The organism is Paenibacillus sp. FSL H3-0286, from assembly GCF_045040705.1.
GTDB classification, from domain to species: domain Bacteria; phylum Bacillota; class Bacilli; order Paenibacillales; family Paenibacillaceae; genus Paenibacillus_AQ; species Paenibacillus_AQ odorifer.
The window spans coordinates 4,211,930-4,234,703 of record NZ_CP150285.1 but is presented as its reverse complement, the minus strand read 5'-3'; the positions used below and the strand labels follow the sequence as shown (position 1 = coordinate 4,234,703).

16 protein-coding genes are annotated in these 22,774 nt (G+C 42.7%); 15 read left to right on the top strand and 1 reads right to left on the bottom strand.

All coding sequences use genetic code 11. The features are described 5' to 3' along the window. The first annotated feature begins 4 nt into the window (after positions 1-4). The 13 genes from MHB37_RS18985 to MHB37_RS18925 all read left to right on the top strand — a co-directional run bounded on the left by MHB37_RS18985 (position 5) and on the right by MHB37_RS18925 (position 19,196). Positions 5-1,207, top strand: coding sequence for a sugar MFS transporter (locus MHB37_RS18985; RefSeq protein ID WP_076129845.1), 1,203 nt, complete (start codon positions 5-7; stop codon positions 1,205-1,207). Between the two features lie 65 nt (positions 1,208-1,272). Then, positions 1,273-2,364, top strand: coding sequence for a glycosyltransferase (locus MHB37_RS18980; protein ID WP_405168371.1), 1,092 nt, complete (start codon positions 1,273-1,275; stop codon positions 2,362-2,364). Further along, the gene (locus MHB37_RS18975) at positions 2,364-2,981 is read left to right on the top strand and encodes a glycerol-3-phosphate acyltransferase (protein ID WP_312149786.1); all 618 of its coding nucleotides are present in this window, start codon (positions 2,364-2,366) and stop codon (positions 2,979-2,981) included. Before MHB37_RS18980 ends, MHB37_RS18975 begins: the two co-directional genes overlap by 1 nt. 223 nt (positions 2,982-3,204) lie before the next feature. After that, a complete protein-coding gene (locus MHB37_RS18970) occupies positions 3,205-5,436 on the top strand; it encodes an AraC family transcriptional regulator (protein ID WP_405168370.1) in 2,232 nt (743 codons plus the stop codon). Positions 5,437-5,631: 195 nt separating this feature from the next. After that, the gene (locus MHB37_RS18965; protein ID WP_405168369.1) at positions 5,632-6,606 is read left to right on the top strand and encodes an ABC transporter permease; all 975 of its coding nucleotides are present in this window, start codon (positions 5,632-5,634) and stop codon (positions 6,604-6,606) included. A 30-nt stretch (positions 6,607-6,636) separates the two neighbouring features. After that, positions 6,637-7,500 carry a carbohydrate ABC transporter permease gene (locus MHB37_RS18960; RefSeq protein WP_405168368.1) on the top strand — a complete coding sequence of 288 codons (864 nt, stop codon included), beginning with the start codon at positions 6,637-6,639 and terminating at the stop codon, positions 7,498-7,500. A gap of 87 nt (positions 7,501-7,587) precedes the next feature. Next, entirely contained in the window at positions 7,588-9,174 is a 1,587-nt protein-coding gene (locus tag MHB37_RS18955) for an extracellular solute-binding protein (protein ID WP_405168367.1), read from the top strand. A gap of 104 nt (positions 9,175-9,278) precedes the next feature. Then, positions 9,279-10,715: a glycosyl hydrolase family 28 protein gene (locus MHB37_RS18950; RefSeq protein WP_405168366.1), complete on the top strand. Its 1,437-nt coding sequence runs from the start codon at positions 9,279-9,281 to the stop codon at positions 10,713-10,715. A 31-nt stretch (positions 10,716-10,746) separates the two neighbouring features. Beyond that, positions 10,747-16,266: a discoidin domain-containing protein gene (locus MHB37_RS18945; protein ID WP_405168365.1), complete on the top strand. Its 5,520-nt coding sequence runs from the start codon at positions 10,747-10,749 to the stop codon at positions 16,264-16,266. A 214-nt stretch (positions 16,267-16,480) separates the two neighbouring features. After that, positions 16,481-16,903, top strand: a complete 423-nt coding sequence (locus MHB37_RS18940) for an SRPBCC domain-containing protein (RefSeq protein WP_076129854.1) — start codon at positions 16,481-16,483, stop codon at positions 16,901-16,903. Between the two features lies 1 nt (position 16,904). Next, positions 16,905-17,237 (top strand): helix-turn-helix transcriptional regulator, encoded by a 333-nt coding sequence (locus MHB37_RS18935; protein ID WP_038571799.1) that lies wholly within the window; start codon positions 16,905-16,907, stop codon positions 17,235-17,237. A 109-nt stretch (positions 17,238-17,346) separates the two neighbouring features. Next, positions 17,347-18,378, top strand: a complete 1,032-nt coding sequence (locus MHB37_RS18930; protein WP_076191003.1) for an ATP-binding cassette domain-containing protein — start codon at positions 17,347-17,349, stop codon at positions 18,376-18,378. 2 nt (positions 18,379-18,380) lie between these two features. Continuing rightward, positions 18,381-19,196, top strand: a complete 816-nt coding sequence (locus MHB37_RS18925; protein WP_076191054.1) for an ABC transporter permease — start codon at positions 18,381-18,383, stop codon at positions 19,194-19,196. Positions 19,197-19,336: 140 nt separating this feature from the next. Here MHB37_RS18925 and MHB37_RS18920 read toward each other — a convergent pair whose 3' ends face one another. Beyond that, positions 19,337-19,990, bottom strand: coding sequence for a TetR/AcrR family transcriptional regulator (locus MHB37_RS18920; RefSeq protein WP_076182436.1), 654 nt, complete (start codon positions 19,988-19,990; stop codon positions 19,337-19,339). A gap of 199 nt (positions 19,991-20,189) precedes the next feature. On the opposite strand from MHB37_RS18920, the gene MHB37_RS18915 reads away from it, so the two are divergent. Both MHB37_RS18915 and MHB37_RS18910 read left to right on the top strand, forming a co-directional pair. Beyond that, entirely contained in the window at positions 20,190-20,975 is a 786-nt protein-coding gene (locus MHB37_RS18915; RefSeq protein ID WP_076304439.1) for an SDR family oxidoreductase, read from the top strand. A gap of 1,467 nt (positions 20,976-22,442) precedes the next feature. Continuing rightward, positions 22,443-22,769: a PadR family transcriptional regulator gene (locus MHB37_RS18910; RefSeq protein WP_076129753.1), complete on the top strand. Its 327-nt coding sequence runs from the start codon at positions 22,443-22,445 to the stop codon at positions 22,767-22,769. Positions 22,770-22,774 lie beyond the last annotated feature (5 nt).

Sequence of the window (22,774 nt, the reverse complement as noted above, 5' to 3'; positions counted from 1 at the left end):
AACTATGGCAACTTTTTTTCTTATTATTATTTATTTAGCATTTATTAGTTTAGGCTTGCCGGATTCATTGCTTGGCTCCGCTTGGCCAGTGATGAGAATGGACTTAAATGCTTCATTAGGTACTGCTGGAATTCTTTCGATGGTTATTGCAGTAGGGACAATTGTGTCCAGTTTAATGAGTGGTGTTATCCTTAAACGTTTTGGTACAGGGAAAGTAACTCTTATTAGCTGTATCATGACTGCTGTAGCGTTGCTTGGTTTTGCAGGGTCACCTTCGTTAGTCTGGTTAATTATTGCTGCAATTCCACTTGGTTTAGGTGCGGGATCTGTAGATGCCGGATTAAATAGTTATGTGGCTACGCATTATAAAGCCCATCATATGAGTTGGTTACACTGTTTCTGGGGAGTGGGCGCCACGCTGGGTCCTATTATTATGGGCTCTTTTATCTCTGGAGAAGGTCTATGGCGGCAAGGCTATCTTACGGTTGCTTACATACAATTGAGCTTAGTCATTATTCTATTCGTTACACTGCCCTTATGGGATAGAGTGGCTGGGAGCAATAACCACCCGAATGCTGAAAGTGATCCTGAGTTCAACCATCCGGAGCTAGAGCATGCCGCAGAGAACACAAAACCATGGAAATTAAGAGGGGTAAAGCTAGCAATGTTAACCTTTTTATTTTATTCTGCCATCGAAACGAGTATGGGCTTATGGGGGAGCAGCTTTCTTGTAAACATTAAAGACATTCCTGCATCAACTGCAGCGACATGGGTATCATTTTTTTATCTAGGGATTACCTTTGGTAGAATGGTGACGGGTTTCATTACTTTTAAAATGAGTAATAAACAGCTAATTCGATATGGCCAGCTCATTGCTTTAATCGGTACGGTACTGTTAGTATTGCCGCTTCCAACTATAGTTTCACTTGTAGGATTTATGATTATAGGTTTAGGGTTAGCCCCCATTTTTCCGTGTATGCTACATGAAACCCCTGTACGATTCGGGAAGAAACATGCTCAGTCGATTATGGGCTTTCAGATGGCAACAGCTTATACCGGCACCACGCTGATGCCGCCTTTTATCGGCTTATTAGCTTCGAAATTCACGCTGGGTATTTTTCCTGCGATGATCGTTTTTTTCGCCATCGTTATGCTCTTGTGTACAGAAAAGCTAAATCAATACTCAGCAAAAGTAAATGTCGGTTAAGTTTGAATTGAATATATTACGGACTAACCCTTCATATATATAGCTATAGGAGGGGGGAGCTGTAAATGTGGTTGTTAATTATTATAGGTGTTGGATGTCTCTCCGGTTTTATATTGTTTAGAAAGAATATATTGGCCGCCGATCCCGAACATTTTCAAGGACCGGAGAAATTGTCCATCATCATCCCCGCAAGGAATGAAGAATACAATTTGCGTTTTCTGCTTGACTCACTCCAGCTCCAAACCATTGCCCCCTATGAAATTATTGTTGTGGATGATTTCTCGGAGGATCGGACCAAGGAAATTGCCGAAAGCTATGGAGTTAAGGTTATTGCCAACAGCAGTCTCCCTGAGGGATGGACGGGCAAGAGCTGGGCAGTCTGGAATGGGTATTTACAAGCCTCGGGCGATATTTTTGCTTTTCTGGATGCAGATATCCGGTTAAAGCCTAACGCTCTGGCCTCATTATTAAAAGCAAGGGAGCTATCGAAAGGTGTCATTTCGGTAGTTCCTTTTCATCATACAGAAAAGCTGTTTGAGAAACTTGCCTTAATCATGAATATGCTGGGGATCTTCACATTCACCTCTGTTTTTGAAAAGAATAACGCTAAAAAAGGATTATACGGTTCGTGTATTCTAGCTTTAAGGCAGGATTATGAAAAAGTTAATGGCCATCAAAGCATTAGATCTGAAGTGCTGGATGATTTGTCTTTAGGAGAGAAGTTTATCGCGGCAGGTGTTCCCATTAGAAATTTTATCGGTTATGGCTTAGTATCTTTTCGTATGTATCCGAAGGGGATAAAAAGTGAGATTGAAGGCTTCAGTAAAGGGGCTGTCTTAAGCACCTCAACGATAAGTCCGCGGACAATTATTCCAATCGCGCTTTGGGTGATCGGACTCATCATCTCAGAAACTGTGTTTATTTTTGCGAATACTACATGGTTTATGCCTTTATTGATCGGTTATCTCCTTTATATGTTCCAGCTCTTTTATTTTATAAAATATGTAGGTGTATTTGGCATCGTTATTCCTGTATTTCACGTGGTTGCAACTGTTTTCTTTATCTTGATCATGCTGTATTCGATTTATCAGGTTGTTTTTCTGAGGCATGTAAGCTGGAAAGGAAGGCAGATCCAGGTGGGAGGCCCTAGGGACTAATGATCATATTGTGGGTCGCGGGTTTATTTTTGTCGGGATCTTTTATGTTTTCCTATTGGCTTGCTCTTGCGCGTAAAAAGAACTTGAAAGACATTGGCGACGGTAATCCGGGGGCTTTGAATCTCTGGAAGTCATCTGGCTATAAATTCGGAATTTTTGGGGTGTTGTTGGATTTTTTAAAAGGATATTTGCCTCTTTTATGGGTAATGGAAAGTCATTATAGTCAGGGTTATTTCATTATTCCGCTAGCCTTAGCTCCTATTGCCGGTCATGCCTTCTCTCCATTTCTTAAAGGAAAAGGAGGGAAGGCGATCGCCGTAACCTTTGGGGTATGGAGCGCGTTGACAGGATTCAAGGCCTCTTTAGCATTAGCAGTTATCCTGGCAGTGTTGAAAGTGCTCGGCAGCGGGTACAAAAGCAGAGGGAATTCACCTGTCTCGGATGGTGTGCAAGTGGTTAGCGGAATGCTGCTCCTTTTTGTTTATTTGTGCATCAGTAAGTGGTCTGCTCCTATCCTGTGGGTATGGTTTGGGAGCTTTGTGATCCTTATGTATACGCACAGGTTAGAATGGATTGCATGGGTGAAGGAATATTCAAAAAGGGAGCGGGGGCATTGAAGTTACTTTCTTTGTCGCGATAGATGTTTTGTATAGGTTAATAAACAGGTTTCCAGCGATTAATTTCGGGGAAGCCTGTTTTTTTCGGTTTTATAAGATGCGTTATCTTTAAACAGAAGATTTTATAATGGCTAAAGTTGGTGCATTTTAGTATCTTTAATTATAAATGCTTTCAATTTAGAAAGTTACAGAGATAGGGTTATGAACTAAAGGGGGGCTTGTGATGAAGATCGGCGGCAGAGTAAGAAATGGAGGCACATGGTTTACCCATCTGATTTTTTCATTCACATTATTAGCCGTTGTTTTAATCGGACTTGTGGGCAGTTATCTGTATGTTCAGGCTAATCGCTTAATGGTGGATGAGATTGCCAGAGACAGTAAGCAACGACTGATGACTTCAAGTGATTTTGTGGAGAATACGCTGCTGCAAAAATACGAAAACAGTATCCGCAACCGAGCAGTGTCTACCTTGTCGTTAGAAAATCAATCTATGCTGAATTATTTACTGGATAGTGAATGGGAAGGCAATACGAGCAGAATATTAGCTTTTCGCAAGGATCTCGAAATTTTCAAGCTTACTAATGAAGGCGTTTACAAAATATCCACATACTTCGAGAAAGGAAATTATATCATCGATAACAGCCAATTTTATTCGAAGCTGGACAATTCTCCAGATGCTTCCTTCTTGAAAACTTCAGTGACACCAGCCTTAAACCGCTGGACATATAGAACGTTATCGGATGAAGAAGAGGTGTTGACTTACGCAATCGCCCTTCCCTATGGTGCTTTATTAAAAACATCAACCGGCACCATGTACATTGACGTTAGCTTAGAATACATCAATAAAATGATTTCCAGCACGATGAGCTCGCCGATGGAAAAGCTATATGCTTTTGATGAAAAGGGCAGCCCTATTATCCATACGGGCTCGAACGTCGAAGAGGGGTTTAAGACTGCTAAGCAATGGATGGAGTCAGCAGGGAATAATAAGGAAATTCATTATAATAAACGCGACAAATATGTGTTGTCTTTTAAAAATGACCAAACCTCGAATAATCAATGGAAATACGTATTAATACGGCCTATGAATTCATTTGTATCCTCATCAAAGCAGCTGAAGAGCCAAATATTTGTCAGCTGTATCCTGGTATTGTTAATTGGGCTTCTATTCGCTTATTTGATTTCCAAACGTGTCTATGTTCCGATGAAGAAGCTTGTTAACAATGTTCGCAGCTTTTATCATCCAGGCACCGTAAACTATTCGCAAAATGAATTCGCTATTATTGGTAGTACAATCTCAAAGCTAGGTCAAAAAATCGAAACCTTAGAATCTAAAGCTAAAGTGAATGAACTAAAAAATCTGGTATTAGGTGCAGGCGTTGGCTCGGATTACTACGATTATTTACCTTTGCAATGTCATTACATGACTAGCTATATTCGTATAACTAAGGGAGATTGCGAGGAATTCAGGGCTTTTTATGAACAGCATGCTGCCTATAGCTTTTATAAATTTATCAGCTTAAATACCCAGGAAGCGGCGCTTATCTATTTCAGTGAGTTGAATAAGGATCACGAAGAGCTGGAGCTTTTATTATTGAAGGAACTGGAGCTTATAAAAAATGTGTTGCCTGAGCAACTACACTTTGGAGCAGCGCTTGGATCGAAGGTTCAGGCACCTGAAGAAATCCCCTTTTCGTATCAAAATGCCTTACATGCCTATCGATATCGGTTTATCTATGGTTCGGAAGCTATTGCGCGGTATTCACATATCCCGCTTAACGATGGTACGCCACACTTATTCTCTTTTGATCTTTATAAAAACGCCTTAAAGGCGGGCAATGACGTTACGATGAACAGGTTTATGGACGATTTCCAAAGGGTCATGGAGAAAGGTGATGTCCAATTGGAGACGGTTGAGTTAGGCCTGCTTCAGTTGGTTACGGTCCTGTATCAGACCATTATTGAGCTTGATCTGCAACAAATCGTTTCGCCTTCCAGTCTGTTCGATGAGTTCAAAAAGGAGACGTTGGCCGAAACCCTTGATTCCATTCGTGATTTATCGGCACAAATTACAGCTTATATTCAAGAGTCAGGAAACCACGCACATACAGAGATCATTCATAAATTAAAAATCTTTATCGATGATAATATTCAAGAGGATTTATCGCTAAATAAATTATCTGAGGTTGCTTCGTTGGCGCCATCGTATATTTCTACCTTGTTCGGAACCGTTATGAATGAATCGTTCACTGAATATGTAACCCGAGTGCGGTTGGAGAAGGCGGCTGATTTATTAAGAGAAAAAAAGCAGCTGTCCGTGGCTGAGATTTCTGCTCAGGTGGGTTATCGTAACCCGCAATATTTTCACAACAAATTCAAAACACGTTACGGAGTTACACCGGTCCAGTATAGGAACGCAGGCAATGCAAACCATTCGAACCATTCAAGTGCATAATTCTCCAATCCATGTGGAAAAGGCAATCGTCTCGCGATTGTCTTTTCTTTTGTTCGAAAAATTATAGCCCCAATACGAAGATAATTTACTGATTTTAATGAATTTACAATATAAAAAGCGCTTACAATGCCCTAACGTAAGGGGTGTTCAGACACAGTCTTAACGCAAAATCGTATTCGGAAGGAGAAAACAACTATGAACCCGGCAAGCACTGCTGGCATTCAAAAACAGGGAGAGAATCTTAAGCCGAAAGTCTCGAGGTGGACACATACTTGGCGCCAATACAAAAAAAACAAATATTTATTCTTATTACTAGCTCCCGTGATCATCTGGTATACCGTATTTGCTTATGGCCCGATGTATGGCATTCAACTGGCTTTTAAAGATTATTTTATTCGTGATGGAATTTGGGGAAGTCCTTGGGTCGGCTTAAAGCATTTCGAATATTTGTTCACAGCTTCACCCGACTTTTTGAAAATCATTAATAACACGCTTATTATCAGTTTTTACCATATCATTTTTGGTTTTCCTGCACCTATCATATTGGCGCTGTTATTTAACGAACTTAGGTTTTCCTTCTTCAAGAAGGTTGCACAGACGATATCCTATTTACCCCATTTCTTATCCTGGATCGTTATTGGGGGGATATTGATCGCTTTGTTATCTCCGAATTCCGGTGTGGTCAATTATATTATTCAGTGGCTCGGCTTTGATCCCATTTACTTTTTAGGCAGCGAGAAATATTTCCGCTTTACGCTCGTTATGTCAGGAATATGGAAGGAAATCGGCTGGGGAACGATTATATACTTAGCAGCATTAGCAAGCATCGATTCCCAAATGTACGAAGCTGCAGTTCTGGACGGAGCCAATCGCTGGAAACAAACGTTATTTATCACCATTCCTTCGATCCTGCCGGTGATTGCTATTCTGCTTATTCTTCGGGTAGGGAGTGTGCTGGATGCTGGCTTCGATCAAGTCTTAACACTTTATTCACCAGCTGTATATGGGGTGGCGGATACGTTAGATACTTATGTGTACCGGATAGGTCTGCAAAACTTTCAGTTCAGTCTAACGACGGCTGTTGGATTATTTAAAAATGTGGTGGGTCTTATCCTGGTGTTATTTGCTAACTTCATAACGAAAAAAATGGGGCAGGAAGGTCTTTATTAATGAATGAATGTAAGGAAGGAGTAACTACAATTGAAGCTATCCACTGGTGAAAAAGTATTCCAAGTCTTTCTAATCCTATTTGTAATCATTCTTTGTATTACGATGATTTATCCCTTCTTGCATGTGCTCTCTATATCGTTTAGCACCCCTGCGGAAGCACTACGGCCGGGAATTCATTTCTATCCCAAAGAAGTTTCCTTCTTTGCTTGGAAGCGTGTACTGACAACAGATACGGTCTGGCAAACGATGGGGAATACGGTTTTCCGCACAGTTGTAGGAACAGTTCTGACACTCGTGTTTCTGTCACTGGGAGCATATCCGCTATCTCGTAAATATTTGCCGCACCGGGGATTTTATACAATGTTCATTGTCGTAACGATGTTTTTTGGCGGCGGGCTTATCCCTACCTATCTGCTAATCAAAAGTCTGGGACTTATAAATTCGTTATGGGTTTATATTATCCCCGGCCTGCTCAGCACGTTTAATCTTCTGCTCCTGCGAAATTTCTTTATGGGTATACCGGAGGAACTGGAGGATTCAGCTAAAATAGATGGGGCTAATGATATGCGGATCTTATTTACGATTGTTATTCCGCTGTCGAAGCCTGTTCTAGCAACATTAGCCCTATGGACTGCAGTAGGGCACTGGAACGCTTGGTTTGATGCAATGTTGTATATGCAGGATCAATCAAAGATTGTACTGCAGCTTTTCTTAAGACGGCTTGTTATTTCAGCCGAAGGAGATCCGATGTTACCACTTCCTACCAATGAGCAGGCTCCTGAAATGGTCAAAGCGGCTATTATTATGTTTACAGCGCTGCCTATATTAATGATCTATCCATTCCTGCAACGTTTCTTCGTCAAAGGAATTATGGTTGGATCACTTAAGGGTTAGAAGGCTTAGAACGGTTTAAACAGTCCGCTATATCCGCGGGCTGTCTAAATATATAGATGAACTAGAAAAGGGAGGAAATAAAAGAATATGAGGCATACATCAAAGAAATGGTTGGGAATTGCTGCGATAGCCCTATCGGCTTCACTTGTCATGAGCGGTTGCGGCGGGAATGTGGCGAATAATAACACTAACGAAACAAAGCCGACGAACCAAGGTCAAGGGGGAACATCAGCAGCTGAAGCTCCGATTGAAATTATTTGGGCGAACAACTTTAATACGCCAGAAGAAGACGGTAACTATGTGCAAACCGAGCTCGAGAAGAAATTTAATGTAAAAATCAAAAATATTAAATTGGAACGTGGAACTTGGAAAGAACAATTTTCGGTGCTTCTTGCTTCTGGAGATATTCCTGATATCTTCCCGGTCGATGCAAATGAAACGGATATGGTGCAATGGGCAGATCAAGGGATTATTGCGACGATTGATAAGGCTGAAATTGAATCCCTGATGCCGAAATATGCAGCAGCATTGGATTCGGTTGATTCCGGGGCATGGGGCGTAGGCTTATACAACGAAAAAAACTGGGGGATCCCGAAAATTTGGCCAGGTGGTCTTGATGGATTTATTCCGGGCTATAATGAAGCCTGGCTGAAAAATATTGGCTACTCAGAACCACCCAAGACATTGGAAGAGCTTGAGGATGTACTCACCAAATTTGTTAATGAAGATCCGGACAAAAATGGGAAGAAGGATACTTACGGTTTAATCGGCCGCGGCAAGCTTCCAGAGCAATTGTTCACAAGTGTCTTCTCAGCATTTGCTGTTTCCCCTTATCAGTTCAAAAAGGATGCTTCCGGGAACGTAGTTTATGGAGGCATTACAGAAGAGACGCGATCAGCATTGGCGTTATTGAGCAAATGGTACAAAGCAGGTCTGATTGATCCTGAATTCATAACTAGTGATAATAACGAAATCAATATTAAATTTGCTGACCAAAAAGTGGGTATGGTGGATAACGGGAAGTGGGGCAATTTTTATAATGAATCTGGGTTTGTCGCAAAACCTGGTCTAGAGAAAGGTCAAATATTCGTGCCTGGCAAGCCGTTTACAGCTCCAGATGGCGTTGCTTATTCTTTCGCGTATGGTGCAAGACAAGCACCGGTATTGTTCGGTGTTCAACTCGAAAAGGATGAGAAGAAACGTCATAAGATTATGGAAATTCTCGAATATGTGTCTACGGATTCCGAAGGTTTTCTGCTGACAGGTTTCGGTCAATTGGGTGTGAGCTATGATATGGAAGGGGACCTTGCCATTCCAAAAGCGGATGAAGAGGTTAGTGCTCCGAAGATGGGAGCAGGTAATTTCTATAATCCACTTAGCTCCACAGACACTTCAATGGAAAAACATACGGTAAAACAAGAATTGCTAGATTTGAGAGACAAGATCACTCCAGGTGTTACACCATTGCTAGATGTACTGGGACCAGCGGTATTAACAAGCAAACCCAAGTATTGGGGCAATCTGAAGACGTTGCAAGATACGTTTGTTATCAAAGCAGTTACAGGAGAAGCGAACACGGGTAAAGATTTTGATAATTTCAAGGATAGCTGGCTAAAGGCCGGAGGTCAGGAAGTAACGGATGAGGTAAATAAAGTGCTGGCAGATCGTAAATAGCAGGGTTCGCTGATTAGTACTGGATGATAGGCTGGAGCAAAAGCTTGCTCCAGCCTATTTATTAAACCCTTAAGTGAGTTGATTCTAAGATAACGGAGGTAGAAATGAGCGAATTAATTATTTATGAGCAGCCGAATGAAGCCCTGGGGAAAGACGATTTTACAGTGAGTGTACGACAGCCTGGTGGGGTATGGCAAGCACTGTTTGTTTTTGAAGCAAAGGTGGATATGCATCAGGTTCGATCGACATCGATGGTTTATTTTGATATGGAAGGCACGGTGGAGGTCTCTGTTCATTGTAATAACCGGCAGATTGAACAAGCGGTTATTCGCCCTTTGGCAACCCATATCCCCATTCAAATCGAAGAGAATACCCTTTTGTTCACATTGGAGCACCCGTGTAAGCTTTCCATTGAAATCAATGGAGAACGTTTTAGTAACTTGCATCTTTTTGCCAACCCCTTGGAGACAGCCCCACCTAAACTTGACGATGATAATGTAGTGCTTGTCCAACCAGGAATACATCAATTTGCGGCTATCGCAGAACAAGTTCAGCATTTGTCAGAAAGAGCTAATGGGGAGCGTCAGACGATATATTTTATGCCCGGGCTTCATCAATTCGAGAATCTAATGCTGCATATCCCTTCTGGGACCACAGTTTATATTGCCGGAGGCGCGATCCTTTGCGGATCCATAATGATTGACCATGCTGAGAATGTTGTTGTTCGCGGCAGAGGTGTTCTGTATTTAGCGGATATGGAGAAAACCACTTATTTAAGAGGCGTTCAAATCCAGCATTCTGAACAGATTGAGATCGAAGGGATCATCACGCTTGATCCTCCGCATTACAGTATATATATCGGAGCGTCTAAACATATCCGCATTCATAACTTCAAAGCTTTCAGTACACGCGGCTGGTGTGATGGAATTGATATGATGGCTAGCTCAAATGTGGATATTAAAGATGTGTTCTTGAGAACTTCTGATGATTGCATTGCCATTTACGGCAGCCGTGGAGAGTATTATGGAGACTCACGCCATATCACGGTTAAAGATTCCATACTCTGGGCGGACGTTGCTCATGCCATGCATGTCGGTATTCATGGTGATCACCAACATAATGGCGATTTTATAGAAAATATTTGGTTTGAAAATATCGATGTGCTTGAGCATCACGAGCCGCAGGAAAATTATTGGGGGGTTATGGCAATCTGTGCAGGGGACAACAATACCGTTCGTAAGGTTACTTTCAAAAATATCCGGGTGGAGGATTTTGAACTGGGGCAGCTGTTTGATGTCCGCGTGGTGTGGAATAAAACCTATAATCCGGTGCCAGGACGATGTATCGAAAATATAGAGTTTAGCGATATCACCTACAATGGGAAGAATATCAATCCTTCCCGTATATTCGGCTATGACGAGGAAAGAGGTGTGAAGGATATTTATTTTTATAATCTTCAGATTAATGGAGAGGTTATTGTCGACCTGAATAACAAACATTTTGTAGTGAATGAATTTGCCAGCGGTATTTATTTGCATTAAATCAGAGGATGTAAATGAATGGAGGAGAACAATGAATTCATTTAAAGAGCTACTCTTTGGAAAATCGCTTAAACGTATTTTTAGGATCACAGTTTCCTTAAGTTTGTTGGTAACGCTAGTGCCTTTATCTGCAGAAGGAGCCGCAGTAGAATCGACAGAGCTGTCGATAATTACGGATTACCAATCTACCATTAATGAGGTTATAGATGAAAGCGGATTCAAACATCCGGGTGTTGGCCTGACCAAGGATATTCTTGAGAATATTAGGACACAGGTACGGGCGCAAAAAGAACCCTGGATCACTTATTATAATCAGATGCTTCTCTCTCCGGCAGCTTCAAGGACGGTCACTTCCAACAATCAAAGTGGTGCGGATCCGTTGAAACCAGCGAGCGATGCTTTTAATAGCCAGGGCTTTAATTCAAGATTTATAGCGGATGGTTTGAAGGCTTATACACAAGCTCTATTGTATGTAATATCGGGTGATGAGGTTTACAGAGCCAATGCCATGCATATTATCCGGATTTGGTCACAGATGGACCCTGAGAAATACGTGTATTTTAATGATGCACATATTCATACAGGAATTCCACTTAATCGAATGGTTACTGCGGCGGAAATCTTAAGGTACACAAGTGCTCAAACTGAAGAGCTGAAATGGACGGAAAAAGATGTCGCTGATTTTACGAATAATCTTATTAATCCGGTTATTGAAACGTTCCAACACACAAATGATCGTTTTATGAACCAGCATCTTTATCCGCTGCTTGGAGCTATGTCAGGTTATATTTTTACAGGAAATACAGAGAGGTACAATGAGGGAGTTGAATGGTTTACCGTCAATAAAACCGCTGTCGATCAGGGGCAAAATGGCGCGATAAAAGCTTTATTCAGATGGGTTGATACAAATATTGTAACAGGGGAAAAAGTTAATCCACCCGTAGTTCAGCATGTTGAAATGGGCAGAGATCAGGCGCATGGCGCTGGGGATATAACGAATGTAGAGATTTTATCACGTTTATTATTGGCTCAGGAAACAAAGGTAGATCCGGTAGAGGGGACTGTTTCTAGTGCGCCAAATGCGGTGGGTCCGTATGAATTTCTAGATCAACGGATTTTAAAAGCTGCCGACTACTTTGCTCAGTATATGATTGGCCATGATACACCCTGGATTCCAGTGGCGGCACATACAGATGTAAATGGAAATCCAACGATTATCTATAAACACTTGGCTGGCGGTTACAGGGGGAGAATTGGCGGTAATGTCTATGACCTTTATTATTATTATAAATATACAGCTGGAATAAATATGGAGGTTGAAGCTCCTTATTTTAGCGAGATGTTTGCTAAGCGATTGCCTTTCTATTGGGAGTCTCCGGATGGAGGCGGGGATTATTGGCTGTACATTCCTAAAGAAGCAGAGGGCGAGGGTACGCTCAATTTGCCGAAGGTGATAACGAATCCAGATTTGAGAGAACTAGAAGACCGGTACACGAAGCTTGATGGTCACTCCACCACAAAACAAGAAGGAGACACTACTTACGTTGAAATTACCGCAACAGATGAGGGCAGTAAAATTGCTTTTGTGGGTGCAAGCAGTGGCGAACGAATCATTGCTTTTAAGATTCGGACTAATGGCATAGCAACCATGGAGGTGTTTGGCGATACCGTTACGCTGCCCGATACAAAGGGGCAATGGAGGTATATTCAGTATGAGTTCAATGAGTTCCAAGGCTTCAGCGATCTTGTCTATTTTAATGTAAAAGGAAATGGAACAACAGTCGATATTGACCATATTAATTTAAAAGCTGGGGCACAGCTTACCCCTCCAGTATTTACATCAGGAAAGGCACCAGTATCTTTATTTACCTATGAGGGATCTACAGCTGCAATTCAATTTGATTTCTCTGCGACAGACGCAGGTGCAACGGATGTTGTTACCTATCAAGCGGATCAGTTACCTGAGGGTGCAGTGTTCAATGAGACTTCAGGTGTTTTCTCTTGGTCTGGAGCACATGCGGGAACCTACTCCTTTGTAGTGAGTGCCGCAGATGGAACTTCGGTTACAGCCAAGGATGTTAGTGTTGTAGTAGCGAATGATCGGCAATCTGCCGTCAACGCCGTCATTTCTCCTTATCATGTTGATGTGCCTTACATTTCGGCAACGTTAGCTCACTATAAGCAAGTGCACGCTGAGGTAATGGATGTAATTACTACTGCCACTGACGAGGTCTTCTATCAGAAGTTATTTGACCTGAATCTCGCAGTGCAAAGTCTTAAAGAATTGACGCCATTAATGAAAGATGGAAGTGTTAATTTTACGAATATGTTTGTTAGCTCAACCTTTGGTAACGCTGTCCCGAACCTGCTGGACAACACAAATGATAGTTTTGTGGGGTATTATACAGCGCAGGATCGGGCGCATTACATGGATTTAGGACCGGATTTTCAAATATCAGCAGAAAGCTTTGAGCTTCAGGTAAGAGCTAGTTTTCCGGAGAGAATTGGCGGCGTTGCAATGTTCGGATCGAATGACAAAGAAAATTGGACCCGCTTAACCCCCGGCTTGACAACAGTTACTGAAGAGATGCAGAGACTTGAGGTTCAAGCAGGCCTGGAGCATGAAAAATTCCGATTTTTGAAAATGGAAATGATAAAGCCTTCGAGTACTATGCTGGAAATTGCTGAATTTAGAATCTTTGGCCAGCGGTATGAGACAGTAAATCAATTAGAGTCCGTGTCCATTCACTCGGATCAAAGCTTAAGAAATCGAATTATACCAGGGGATACGATTCAATTATCCTTTAAGTCTACAGAAATGATCCATAATGCCACGGCCCATATACAGGGTCAACCTGTTGCAGTCAGTTCTGTGGACAATATCAACTGGACAGCTAAGCTTGTGGTGAATGAAAATGTTCCATCAGGTATTGTGAAATTTAAGATCAATTATAAAACGGCAGCTGGAGAGAATGCAGTAGAGACTATTTTTACAACAGATGGTTCTACTTTATTCATTGCAGATCAGACGGGACTTGTCGCTAATGTGCTTGAGATAGCAAACCTAATCGATTCCAGTGGAAGAAATCCGGCTGATCTTTTGGCAACAGCAAAAGTTTTATTTGATAATCATTTAGGTTCCATCACTGATTTTCGTTTAAATGGCAGTGGTTATGGTGCATATCTAACCTTTGACTTTAAAGAAGGCGGCCAGGCATTGCTGTCTAGGGTAGAAGTAATCGGAAGGCAAGATAATTATGCGGGCAGAATTAATGGAACAGTGGTGCAAGGCTCCAATGACAATGTGACGTGGATCACGATCTCTAATGTAGCAGGAAATACGCCGGAATGGCAGAAGTTGACGATTAACAGCACAGAACCCTATCGTTATATCCGCATCACCAATGGAAACAACTGGTATGGAAACATGGCTGAACTACGTTTGTATGGTGATGTTACAATCAATTCAAAGCTTGATGCGGTGTCCATTAGCTCCGACCAAAGTATCCAGAAACGAATTGTGCCTGGGGACACGGTGAAATTGTCTTTTAAAGCAAGCGATGCAATTAACCAAGTGAATGTCAATATTCAGGATCAAGTCGCAACCGTTGCTACTGTCGATAAGATCAATTGGACGGCTGAAGCGGTCATGGGCAATAACGCACAACCTGGACCTGTGAACTTTAGTATTAAATACAAGTCAAAGGAGGGAATCGAGGGGCCGGAAAAAACATCAACTACAGATGGTTCCTCTCTGTACATTCCCGATGAGACCGAGTTGATTAGTAATGTGCTTGCGATTACTAATTTAAGTGATTCCAGTGGGAGAACACCAACCGATCTCAGGAATGTTGCGGGATCATTATTCGATGGAAATGCAGGCACAATTACGGATTTTCGGGTAAATGGTAGTGGATATGGAGGATTTATAACGTTTGATTTTAAAGAAGGGAATAGGGTCCAGCTGTCCAAGGCAGAGGTGCTTTCCAGGCAAGATAATTATTTTACACGAATCAATGGGACTGTGGTTCAGGGTTCGAATGATCATACAAGCTGGACGACAATCTCCTCTCCTGCAGGAAAAACGATGGATTGGCAGACCTTAAGTATTAGTAACGCAGAAGCCTATCGTTATATCCGGATCTATAATAGTAGTAATTGGTTTGGAAACATGGCGGAATTACGCTTTTATGGCGTAGTGAAAGGGGCGGACTCAACAGCTCCGGTGACAACGGATGATGCGCCACAAGGTTGGACCAACAAGGATACGTTGGTAACCTTCACAGCTACAGATGCGGGCTCTGGTGTTGCGGCAACCTATTTCACAGTAAACGATGGCGAGCAGAAAACCGGGAATTCAGTTATTTTGTCCAATGAAGGAACACATAAGTTAGTTTATTGGAGCGTTGATAGAGAGGGTAATGTGGAACAGCCGCAGAAGACTGCTGTGGTGAAGATTGATCGGACCGCACCACAGGTAGTAATTAAAGGAGAGAGTTCCTATACCATAGAGCAGACATTAAACATCACCTGTAGTGCAGCTGATACTGTATCAGGCATTACTTATTCGCCATGTGATTCAACGCTCGCAGATGTTAAAGCGTATACGCTGGAAGCGGGAACTCATAGTGTAACTGCGAAAGCCGAGGATGCGGCGGGCAATGTCGGGCTGGCAGAGCATTCGTATAGTGTATATGCGACATTTGACAGCTTGTCGGCATTAACCGAAAATTTTGCAGCTGAGACGGGTGCTCCAGATTTAGAAAACGTAACCAATTCACTTAAGCAGCAGCTGGCGATCGCCAAAGAAAAAGCTCAGCAGCATGCTGGCGCAGAAGTTCACAGCTTGCTGGAAGCTTTTAATAGTGAAGTGAATCTCCAGAGCAATCAGGTGTTCACTTCTGAGCAGGCAGAGGTTCTAGTCCGTTGGTCACAATGGCTCCAGAATACAACTCCGCTTGCTGGTGGAGCCCCTGGAAAGCCAGTGTTATCTGACAATAATGGGCACGACACCGGGCTTCGAGATGGCAGCTATGCCGTCACGATGAATCTTTGGTGGGGGAACAACGGTACCGAGTTTAAGCTCTATGAAAACGATGTACTGATCAGTACCCAGATGCTGACGGACAGCTCACCGAATGCACAAGCCATGAGTACGGATATTGTGGGCAAATCAAATGGAACCTACACGTACACGTGCGAGCTAGTCAACAGCTTCGGTTCGACTACCTGCGATCCGCTAATCCTTACTGTTACAGATGCAGCGCCGGGCAAGCCTATAGTATCCCACGACAACTGGAGTGGGGATGGAACTTACGACGTTGTGATGAATATGTGGTGGGGAACCAATGGTACTGAGTACCGTTTGTATGAGAATGGAGAAGTAATCGACACACAGACACTAAGCACGGCTACCCCTGCGGCTCAGATGACAGTTACGAAACTTAAAGATAAGACACCAGGTGTATATGAATACTACGCGGTATTAGTCAATGCATCAGGCGAGACATCTAGCGAGAAAATCACAGTAACTGTCAAGCCAAGAAACTGACCATAGAGCTGATGTAATAGGAAGGCCCTTTCTTCGGGATGACCGAGGGATGGGCTTTTTTATAGCAGTTAAAGGATATTATTGAGGGATTGAGACGTTGAATAACGAACGGAGAATTAGGGGAATCTGTAAATTAACATAACACCTAAAGGTGTTATAATGAAAAGCGAACCCAAAAGGTGTTATATTAAATGAATGCTGGAGGCTATTTATTATGCAAACTCAAGAACCCTTACAAGAAATTCGTCAAACGATTTTACTAAATGCGCCAATAGAAAAGGTTTGGAAAGCTGTTGCCACGGCAGAAGGAATGGCAGCCTGGTGGATGCCTAGTACATTTGAGCCTGTTGTTGGGCATGAATTCATCCTGCATGCTGGACAATTCGGAGATTCTCCTTGTAAAGTAACCGAAGTTGATCCTCCGAATCGTGTTGGTTTTAATTGGGGGAAGGATTGGCATCTTGCTTTTGAACTGAAAGAAATCGAAGGGAAAACTGAATTTACCTTGATTCATTCTGGATGGGACCCTGAAAAAGTTACTGAATTTGGCCAACCACATCCAATCGTACGCGGCTTTATGAACAGCGGCTGGGAAAAAATCGTCCAAGAAAAACTTCCTGCTTATATCGAGGCTTAATATGCCGGTTGCTGAAGCAGGACATGATGTATTTCAAGCGATAGCAGATCCTACCCGCCGCAGTCTGCTAAAGCTGCTCGCTAATAAGGAAATGTCTATAGCATCTATTACGGATTGCTACCCGATCAGCCGAACCGCTGTTAATAAGCATTTACAGGTATTGTCCGATGCGCAGCTTGTTAGCAGTCAGAAAGTCGGACGGGAGACCCGGTATAAGCTTCAGCCAGAACCTTTGCTGGAGCTGCAAGATTGGCTTGCCTTTTTTGAAGGTTACTGGGCTAATAAATTGTTTGCGCTTAAAGAATATGTTGAGGCTGACTCAGATGAGAAGTGATAAACCGGGTGGCGTGAGATCGCGCTCCCCGGTTTTTTGTGTTGTTTAAATTCAGTTTATAAAAGGGAGTTACCATCACAATACAAACTAAAACGTTGGAGGAATTGTAATGGTAAATGAACGCAAAAAAATAATTGAGCCCAACCCTGGAGATTGGGCCGTCGAAGCGCGTGGGCTCGTCAAAACGTTTGGTGACAATCGCGCAGTTGATGGAGTAAATCTGAACGTTAAGGCAGGCACGATTTACGGCGTTCTTGGTCCCAATGGGGCAGGAAAGACGACGGTAATTCGGATGCTGGCTACGTTACTTCGTCCGGATGCGGGGGCGGCGCGAATCTTCGGGCATGATGTGGTAAAGGAGTCGCAGATTGTCCGGCAATTGATAGGGGTTACAGGACAATATGCTTCTGTAGATGAGTCACTTAGTGCTACAGAGAATCTGATTATCTTTTCACGTCTTTTAGGGTTAGGGCGGGCAGAGGCGCGGCAAAAAGCAGCGGAGTTGTTAGAAGAGTTTGGTCTGACGGAGGCGGCGAAACGGCCGCTTCGAAATTTCTCTGGCGGTATGCGCCGACGTCTGGATCTTGCAGCAAGTCTGATTGCCCAGCCACCCCTTATCTTTTTAGATGAACCAACAACAGGTCTGGACCCACGGACACGTTCGCAAATGTGGGATACCATTCGTCGGTTGGTGAACACAGGATCAACAGTGCTGTTAACTACACAGTATCTTGAAGAGGCCGATCAGCTTGCAGACCGCATTGCAGTTATTGATCATGGCCATGTCGTTGCAGAAGGCACCGTGGATGAGCTAAAAGCTTCAGTGGGCACTACCTCGCTGCACTTAAAAGTCCAAAATCTTAAAGATATCGCTCAAGCGCGCCGGATTGTGGAACATGTGCTGCATATCCAGTCTATTGTGCCGAATGAGGCTGGAAAAATTACTGCACCGATGGCGAACGCTGATTTAGTCACTGATTTGCTTATTGCACTCCGCGAAGCGGGGATTCCACTCGCAGAGATGAGTGTGCAGAAACCGACGCTTGATGAAGTGTTTTTGACGATCACTGGCCATGGAGTTACGGATGAGGCATCCCAAGCATCACAAGAATCAATGAATAAGGAGGCAGCAAGAGCATGAGTATGAGAACTTCTATTATTAGTCCAGGTGCGACCCGACAATTGAAAAACCATACGAGCTTCAAACAATCTGTTCGTAACTCGTTAACGATGGCTTATCGCGGGATATTGAAAATCCGTCGCACACCCGAGCAATTGTTCGACGTAACGCTGCAGCCAATTATTTTCACACTAATGTTTACTTATATTTTTGGTGGAGCCATATCAGGAGATGTAGTGAGCTATTTGCCCGTTATTATTCCTGGTATTCTAGTGCAGACTGTAATCACGACCTCCATCGTCACTGGTGTCCAACTGCGGGAAGACATGGATAAAGGGGTGTTTGACCGCTTTAAGTCATTGCCGATTGCCCGAATAGCCCCATTAGCCGGAGCTTTGTTGGCAGATACGATTCGATATACGATCGCTACTGTGCTTACTTTTGTCATGGGCTATATTATGGGTTACCGACCTGATGGCGGTCTGGAGCATGTCGCAATTGCTGCGCTTTTGGTTATTGTCTGCTCCTGGTCGATTAGCTGGATTTTCGCTTTCTTTGGTGTGATTGCCCGAACCGCTTCCAGCGTACAAGGGATATCAATGATTGTGTTGTTCCCACTCACGTTTCTATCCAACGCCTTCGTGCCTGTAGATACGATGCCTAACTGGCTGCAATGGTTTGTCAAAGTCAATCCAATCTCGCATCTTGTGTCAGCTGTCCGTGAGCTTGCTAACTCTGGAACCGTAGGCTGGGATTTCGCTATCTCACTTATCGGAGCTGCTGTGATTGTTGCGGTTTTTGCACCTATCACTGTGCGTGCATATATGCGCCGGACATAATTAGAGAGATGAAGAAGCGGCAGAAATGCCGTTTTTTTTTTGTGTTTTTTTAGCATGTTAAAAAAGCCGTGATCTAAGGATATCCCAAGATTACGGCTTGAATTTATTGAGTAGGGACTTGCAAAGAGGCCTTTTTAGAATTAATTATCTTTTTTAAAGAAGGTATGAATTAAATTGGAGACCGATCTATCATATAATATTTTAGCTGTTTCCTCATTTTGAATATGTCCCCCTAAATGCAGATGAATGACGCCATGCAATGACGCCCACACCAGGTTCACAACAAGCAGAGGGTCTTTTTCGTTAATAAATCCTTGTTCGATGGCTTCTGTAATAAGGGCTATCACTTGTTGTAGTGCCGTAAAGATAGCATGTAAGCTTTCCTCCTCCGGTTTGAATTCGCTAAAGGCTCCTCCGAACATAACCATATAATAGCTAGTATGATTCCGTGAGAAATCCCAATAAGCTTGTCCAAGCTCGCGAAGATATAAATTTAGATTGTCTTGTTTTGGAACCGCTTGAAAGGCAGCAGCCAACAATTTACACCCTTGCAGAAAAAGCTCCTTCGCTAAACCTTCCTTGTTTCCAAACAAGTTATAAATGATTTTTGTGGGACATTCCATTTTTTCAGCAACCTTACGGATGGTTACACCTTCGGGTCCAGATTCATGCATAATGGCCGCAGCGGCTTCGATAATGTTGAGTCTTAATGTTTCCGCATGCTGTTGTTTTGCTTTTGGGTAGGTTGTAACAGATTGTGCATCTATAGAAGATATTTTGGACGATTTTTGCATGTAGTTTCACTTCCTTAGAACTTTACTTTAGCTTTTTTTAGATAGCCGTTATTTCTAAACCTTATTTTACTGATGTAGAAGAGAAATAGCCAATAATTAAATGTGTAGAACTTTATTTGACAACGCAACTTCACTTGGATACAATGATTCTTATTGAAACACTGTTTCTAAATGGTCGTTAAAGGGAGAGAGGATAACAATGATTACAATTCAAAATAAATGGACGTTGATTACCGGAGCTTCTTCGGGTATAGGTGAAGCGTTTGCTCGAGAACTTGCAGCCAAAGGAAGTCACTTAATTTTAGTCGCCCGTTCTGAAGATAAACTGATTGCTTTAGCGGAAAAATTAAAACGAGAATTTCAAATTCAAGCGGAGGTTCTGGTTGCTGATTTATCTCAAGAAGGTTCCCCTGAAAGGCTCTATCAACAATGTGTAGAACGTGGCTTGAACGTTGATATTCTTATTAATAATGCAGGTTTTGCTACGCATGGGCTTTTTGAACAACTATCTGGTTCGAGACAACATGAAGAAGTGATGCTAAATGTTTTGGCGGTTGTAGATCTGACCCATTTGTTTTTGCCAGAGATGTTAAATAGAAAAAGTGGAGTGATCATAAACGTTGCATCAACAGCTGCATTTCAACCTCTCCCTAATATGGCTGTATATGGAGCGACAAAAGCTTTTGTATTATCATTTACTCAAGCGCTATGGGAGGAAAATCGGAAACGGGGCGTACAATTTCTTGCGTTATGTCCGGGGTCTACGGAAACAGAATTTTTTAATGTCGTGGGAGCCGATGAGGCTTCGGTAGGCAAACGAGACACTCCAGAAAATGTCGTTCAAGTGGCTCTTCGGTCGCTTCAGGCTAAAAAAGTATTTGCTGTCCCAGGATTTACAAATTATATTTCTGCTCAAATGTCACGTTTTTTTACACGTAAACAAATGCTTTATTTTGTTGGACGTATGCTCCGTACACGACATTAATAGGTCAACGTATTCAAGTTGGTGTATTCGTTAGCAATGATTAACTATTTCATTGATTATAAAAAAACAACAAAACAGCGGTTCTCCCCAATACGGGAGAACCGCTGTTTTGTGTTTTGACTTGCTGACTTTGACTCCGTTCGCTTGAATTTACATCAACAAAATCAACATCAACATCAACAATCGACATCTAAATCTCAATCACACCGCCGACTCATAATCATCCACTGTGGTACGGACCCAGATGATGTTATTAGCATGTTTTTCGCAGTTCTAGCGTAGTTTCGGACTCCAGTGCAGCTATTCCCTAGAAGTGGGCTCGAATATGGTGATTTGTACGCCAATAGGTGCATTAGGATCCGATAGGATCAGAAAAGTGGGGAATTTCTGCGAATAAGGTCAACTGAGTCCGATAGTATCTCGTCCAGGGTAATTAACTAACTAATGTATTAAGATTCAATAAAAAGGAAAACAAAACAGCGTTGGTTTGTTGCTTCAATAGATATTGGGGCAAGCAAGGCTAAAGGACCGCAATGACGCTATTAGTATGTTTTTCGCAGTTCCAGCGTAGTTTCGGTCACCAGTGCAGCTATTCCCTAGAAGTAGGCTCGAATATGGTGATTTGTGCGCCAATAGGTGCATTGGAGTGCGATAGGATCAGAAAAGTGGGGAATTTCTGCGAATAAGGTCAACTGAGTCCGATAGTAGCTCGTCCGCCAAAGTAAGGGGAAGTAAACACCTATGTTCTTGCAGTCAACCTTATTGTATTAAGGTTCAATAAAAAGGAAAACAAACCAGCGTTGGTTTGTTGCTTCAATAGATAATGGGGCAAGGAAGGCTAACGGACCCCAATGGCGTTATTAGTATGTTTTTCGCAGTTCCAGCGCAGTTTCGGACTCCAGTGCAGCTATTCCCTAGAAAGGGCCCTAAATATGATGTTTTGTGCGCCAATAGGAGCGTTGGAGTCCGATAGAACCTGAAAAGTAGTAAAATGCCTCGAATAACGCCAACTGAGTCCGATAGTATCTCGTCCGCCAAAGTAAGAGTAGGTAAACGTCACCGTCTATGCACACAGCCTACTAGTAAACACCATCGTCCTGCAAACAGCCAACTGGTGAACACCATCGACTTCGCAAACAGCCTACTAGTAAACACCATCGTCCTGCAAACAACCAATTGGTGAACACCATCGACTTCGCACACAGCCTACTAGTAAACACCCCCGCCCTCGCAAACAGCCTACTAGTAAACACCATCGTCCCCGCAAGCACTACTGGCCTGCACCTTCGTATACCTAACCCCGTATTGGAAGCTACGTCATGCGCAGACAGCAATTGTGATTTAATCAAGGAAGGTTCGGTCCTCAAATTATGTTGGCCTATTTTTCCATTAACTACTTCATCTGTCGTAGTAATTATGTTATACTGCAACTACTACGACAGATGGAGTAATCATGGGGGGATATTTTTGATCAGCAGTGATGTTATACGCGGCTACAATGATACGATGATCCTATACATGCTGCTGGACGGGGAATCTTACGGGTACGAGATTTCCAAAAATATCAGGCAGTTAACGCAGGAGAAATATGTCATGAAGGAGACAACGTTATATTCTGCCTTCACCCGACTGGAGAAAAACGGATATATAGAATCCTTTTATCTGGATGAGAGTCTTGGTAAGCGGCGTACGTATTACCGGATCACCCCTTTGGGTCTCGCCTATTACCGAGAAAAATGTGAGGAATGGAAGGTTACACAGCAAGTTGTAAACCAATTTATCAAGGAGTGGTGATAGAG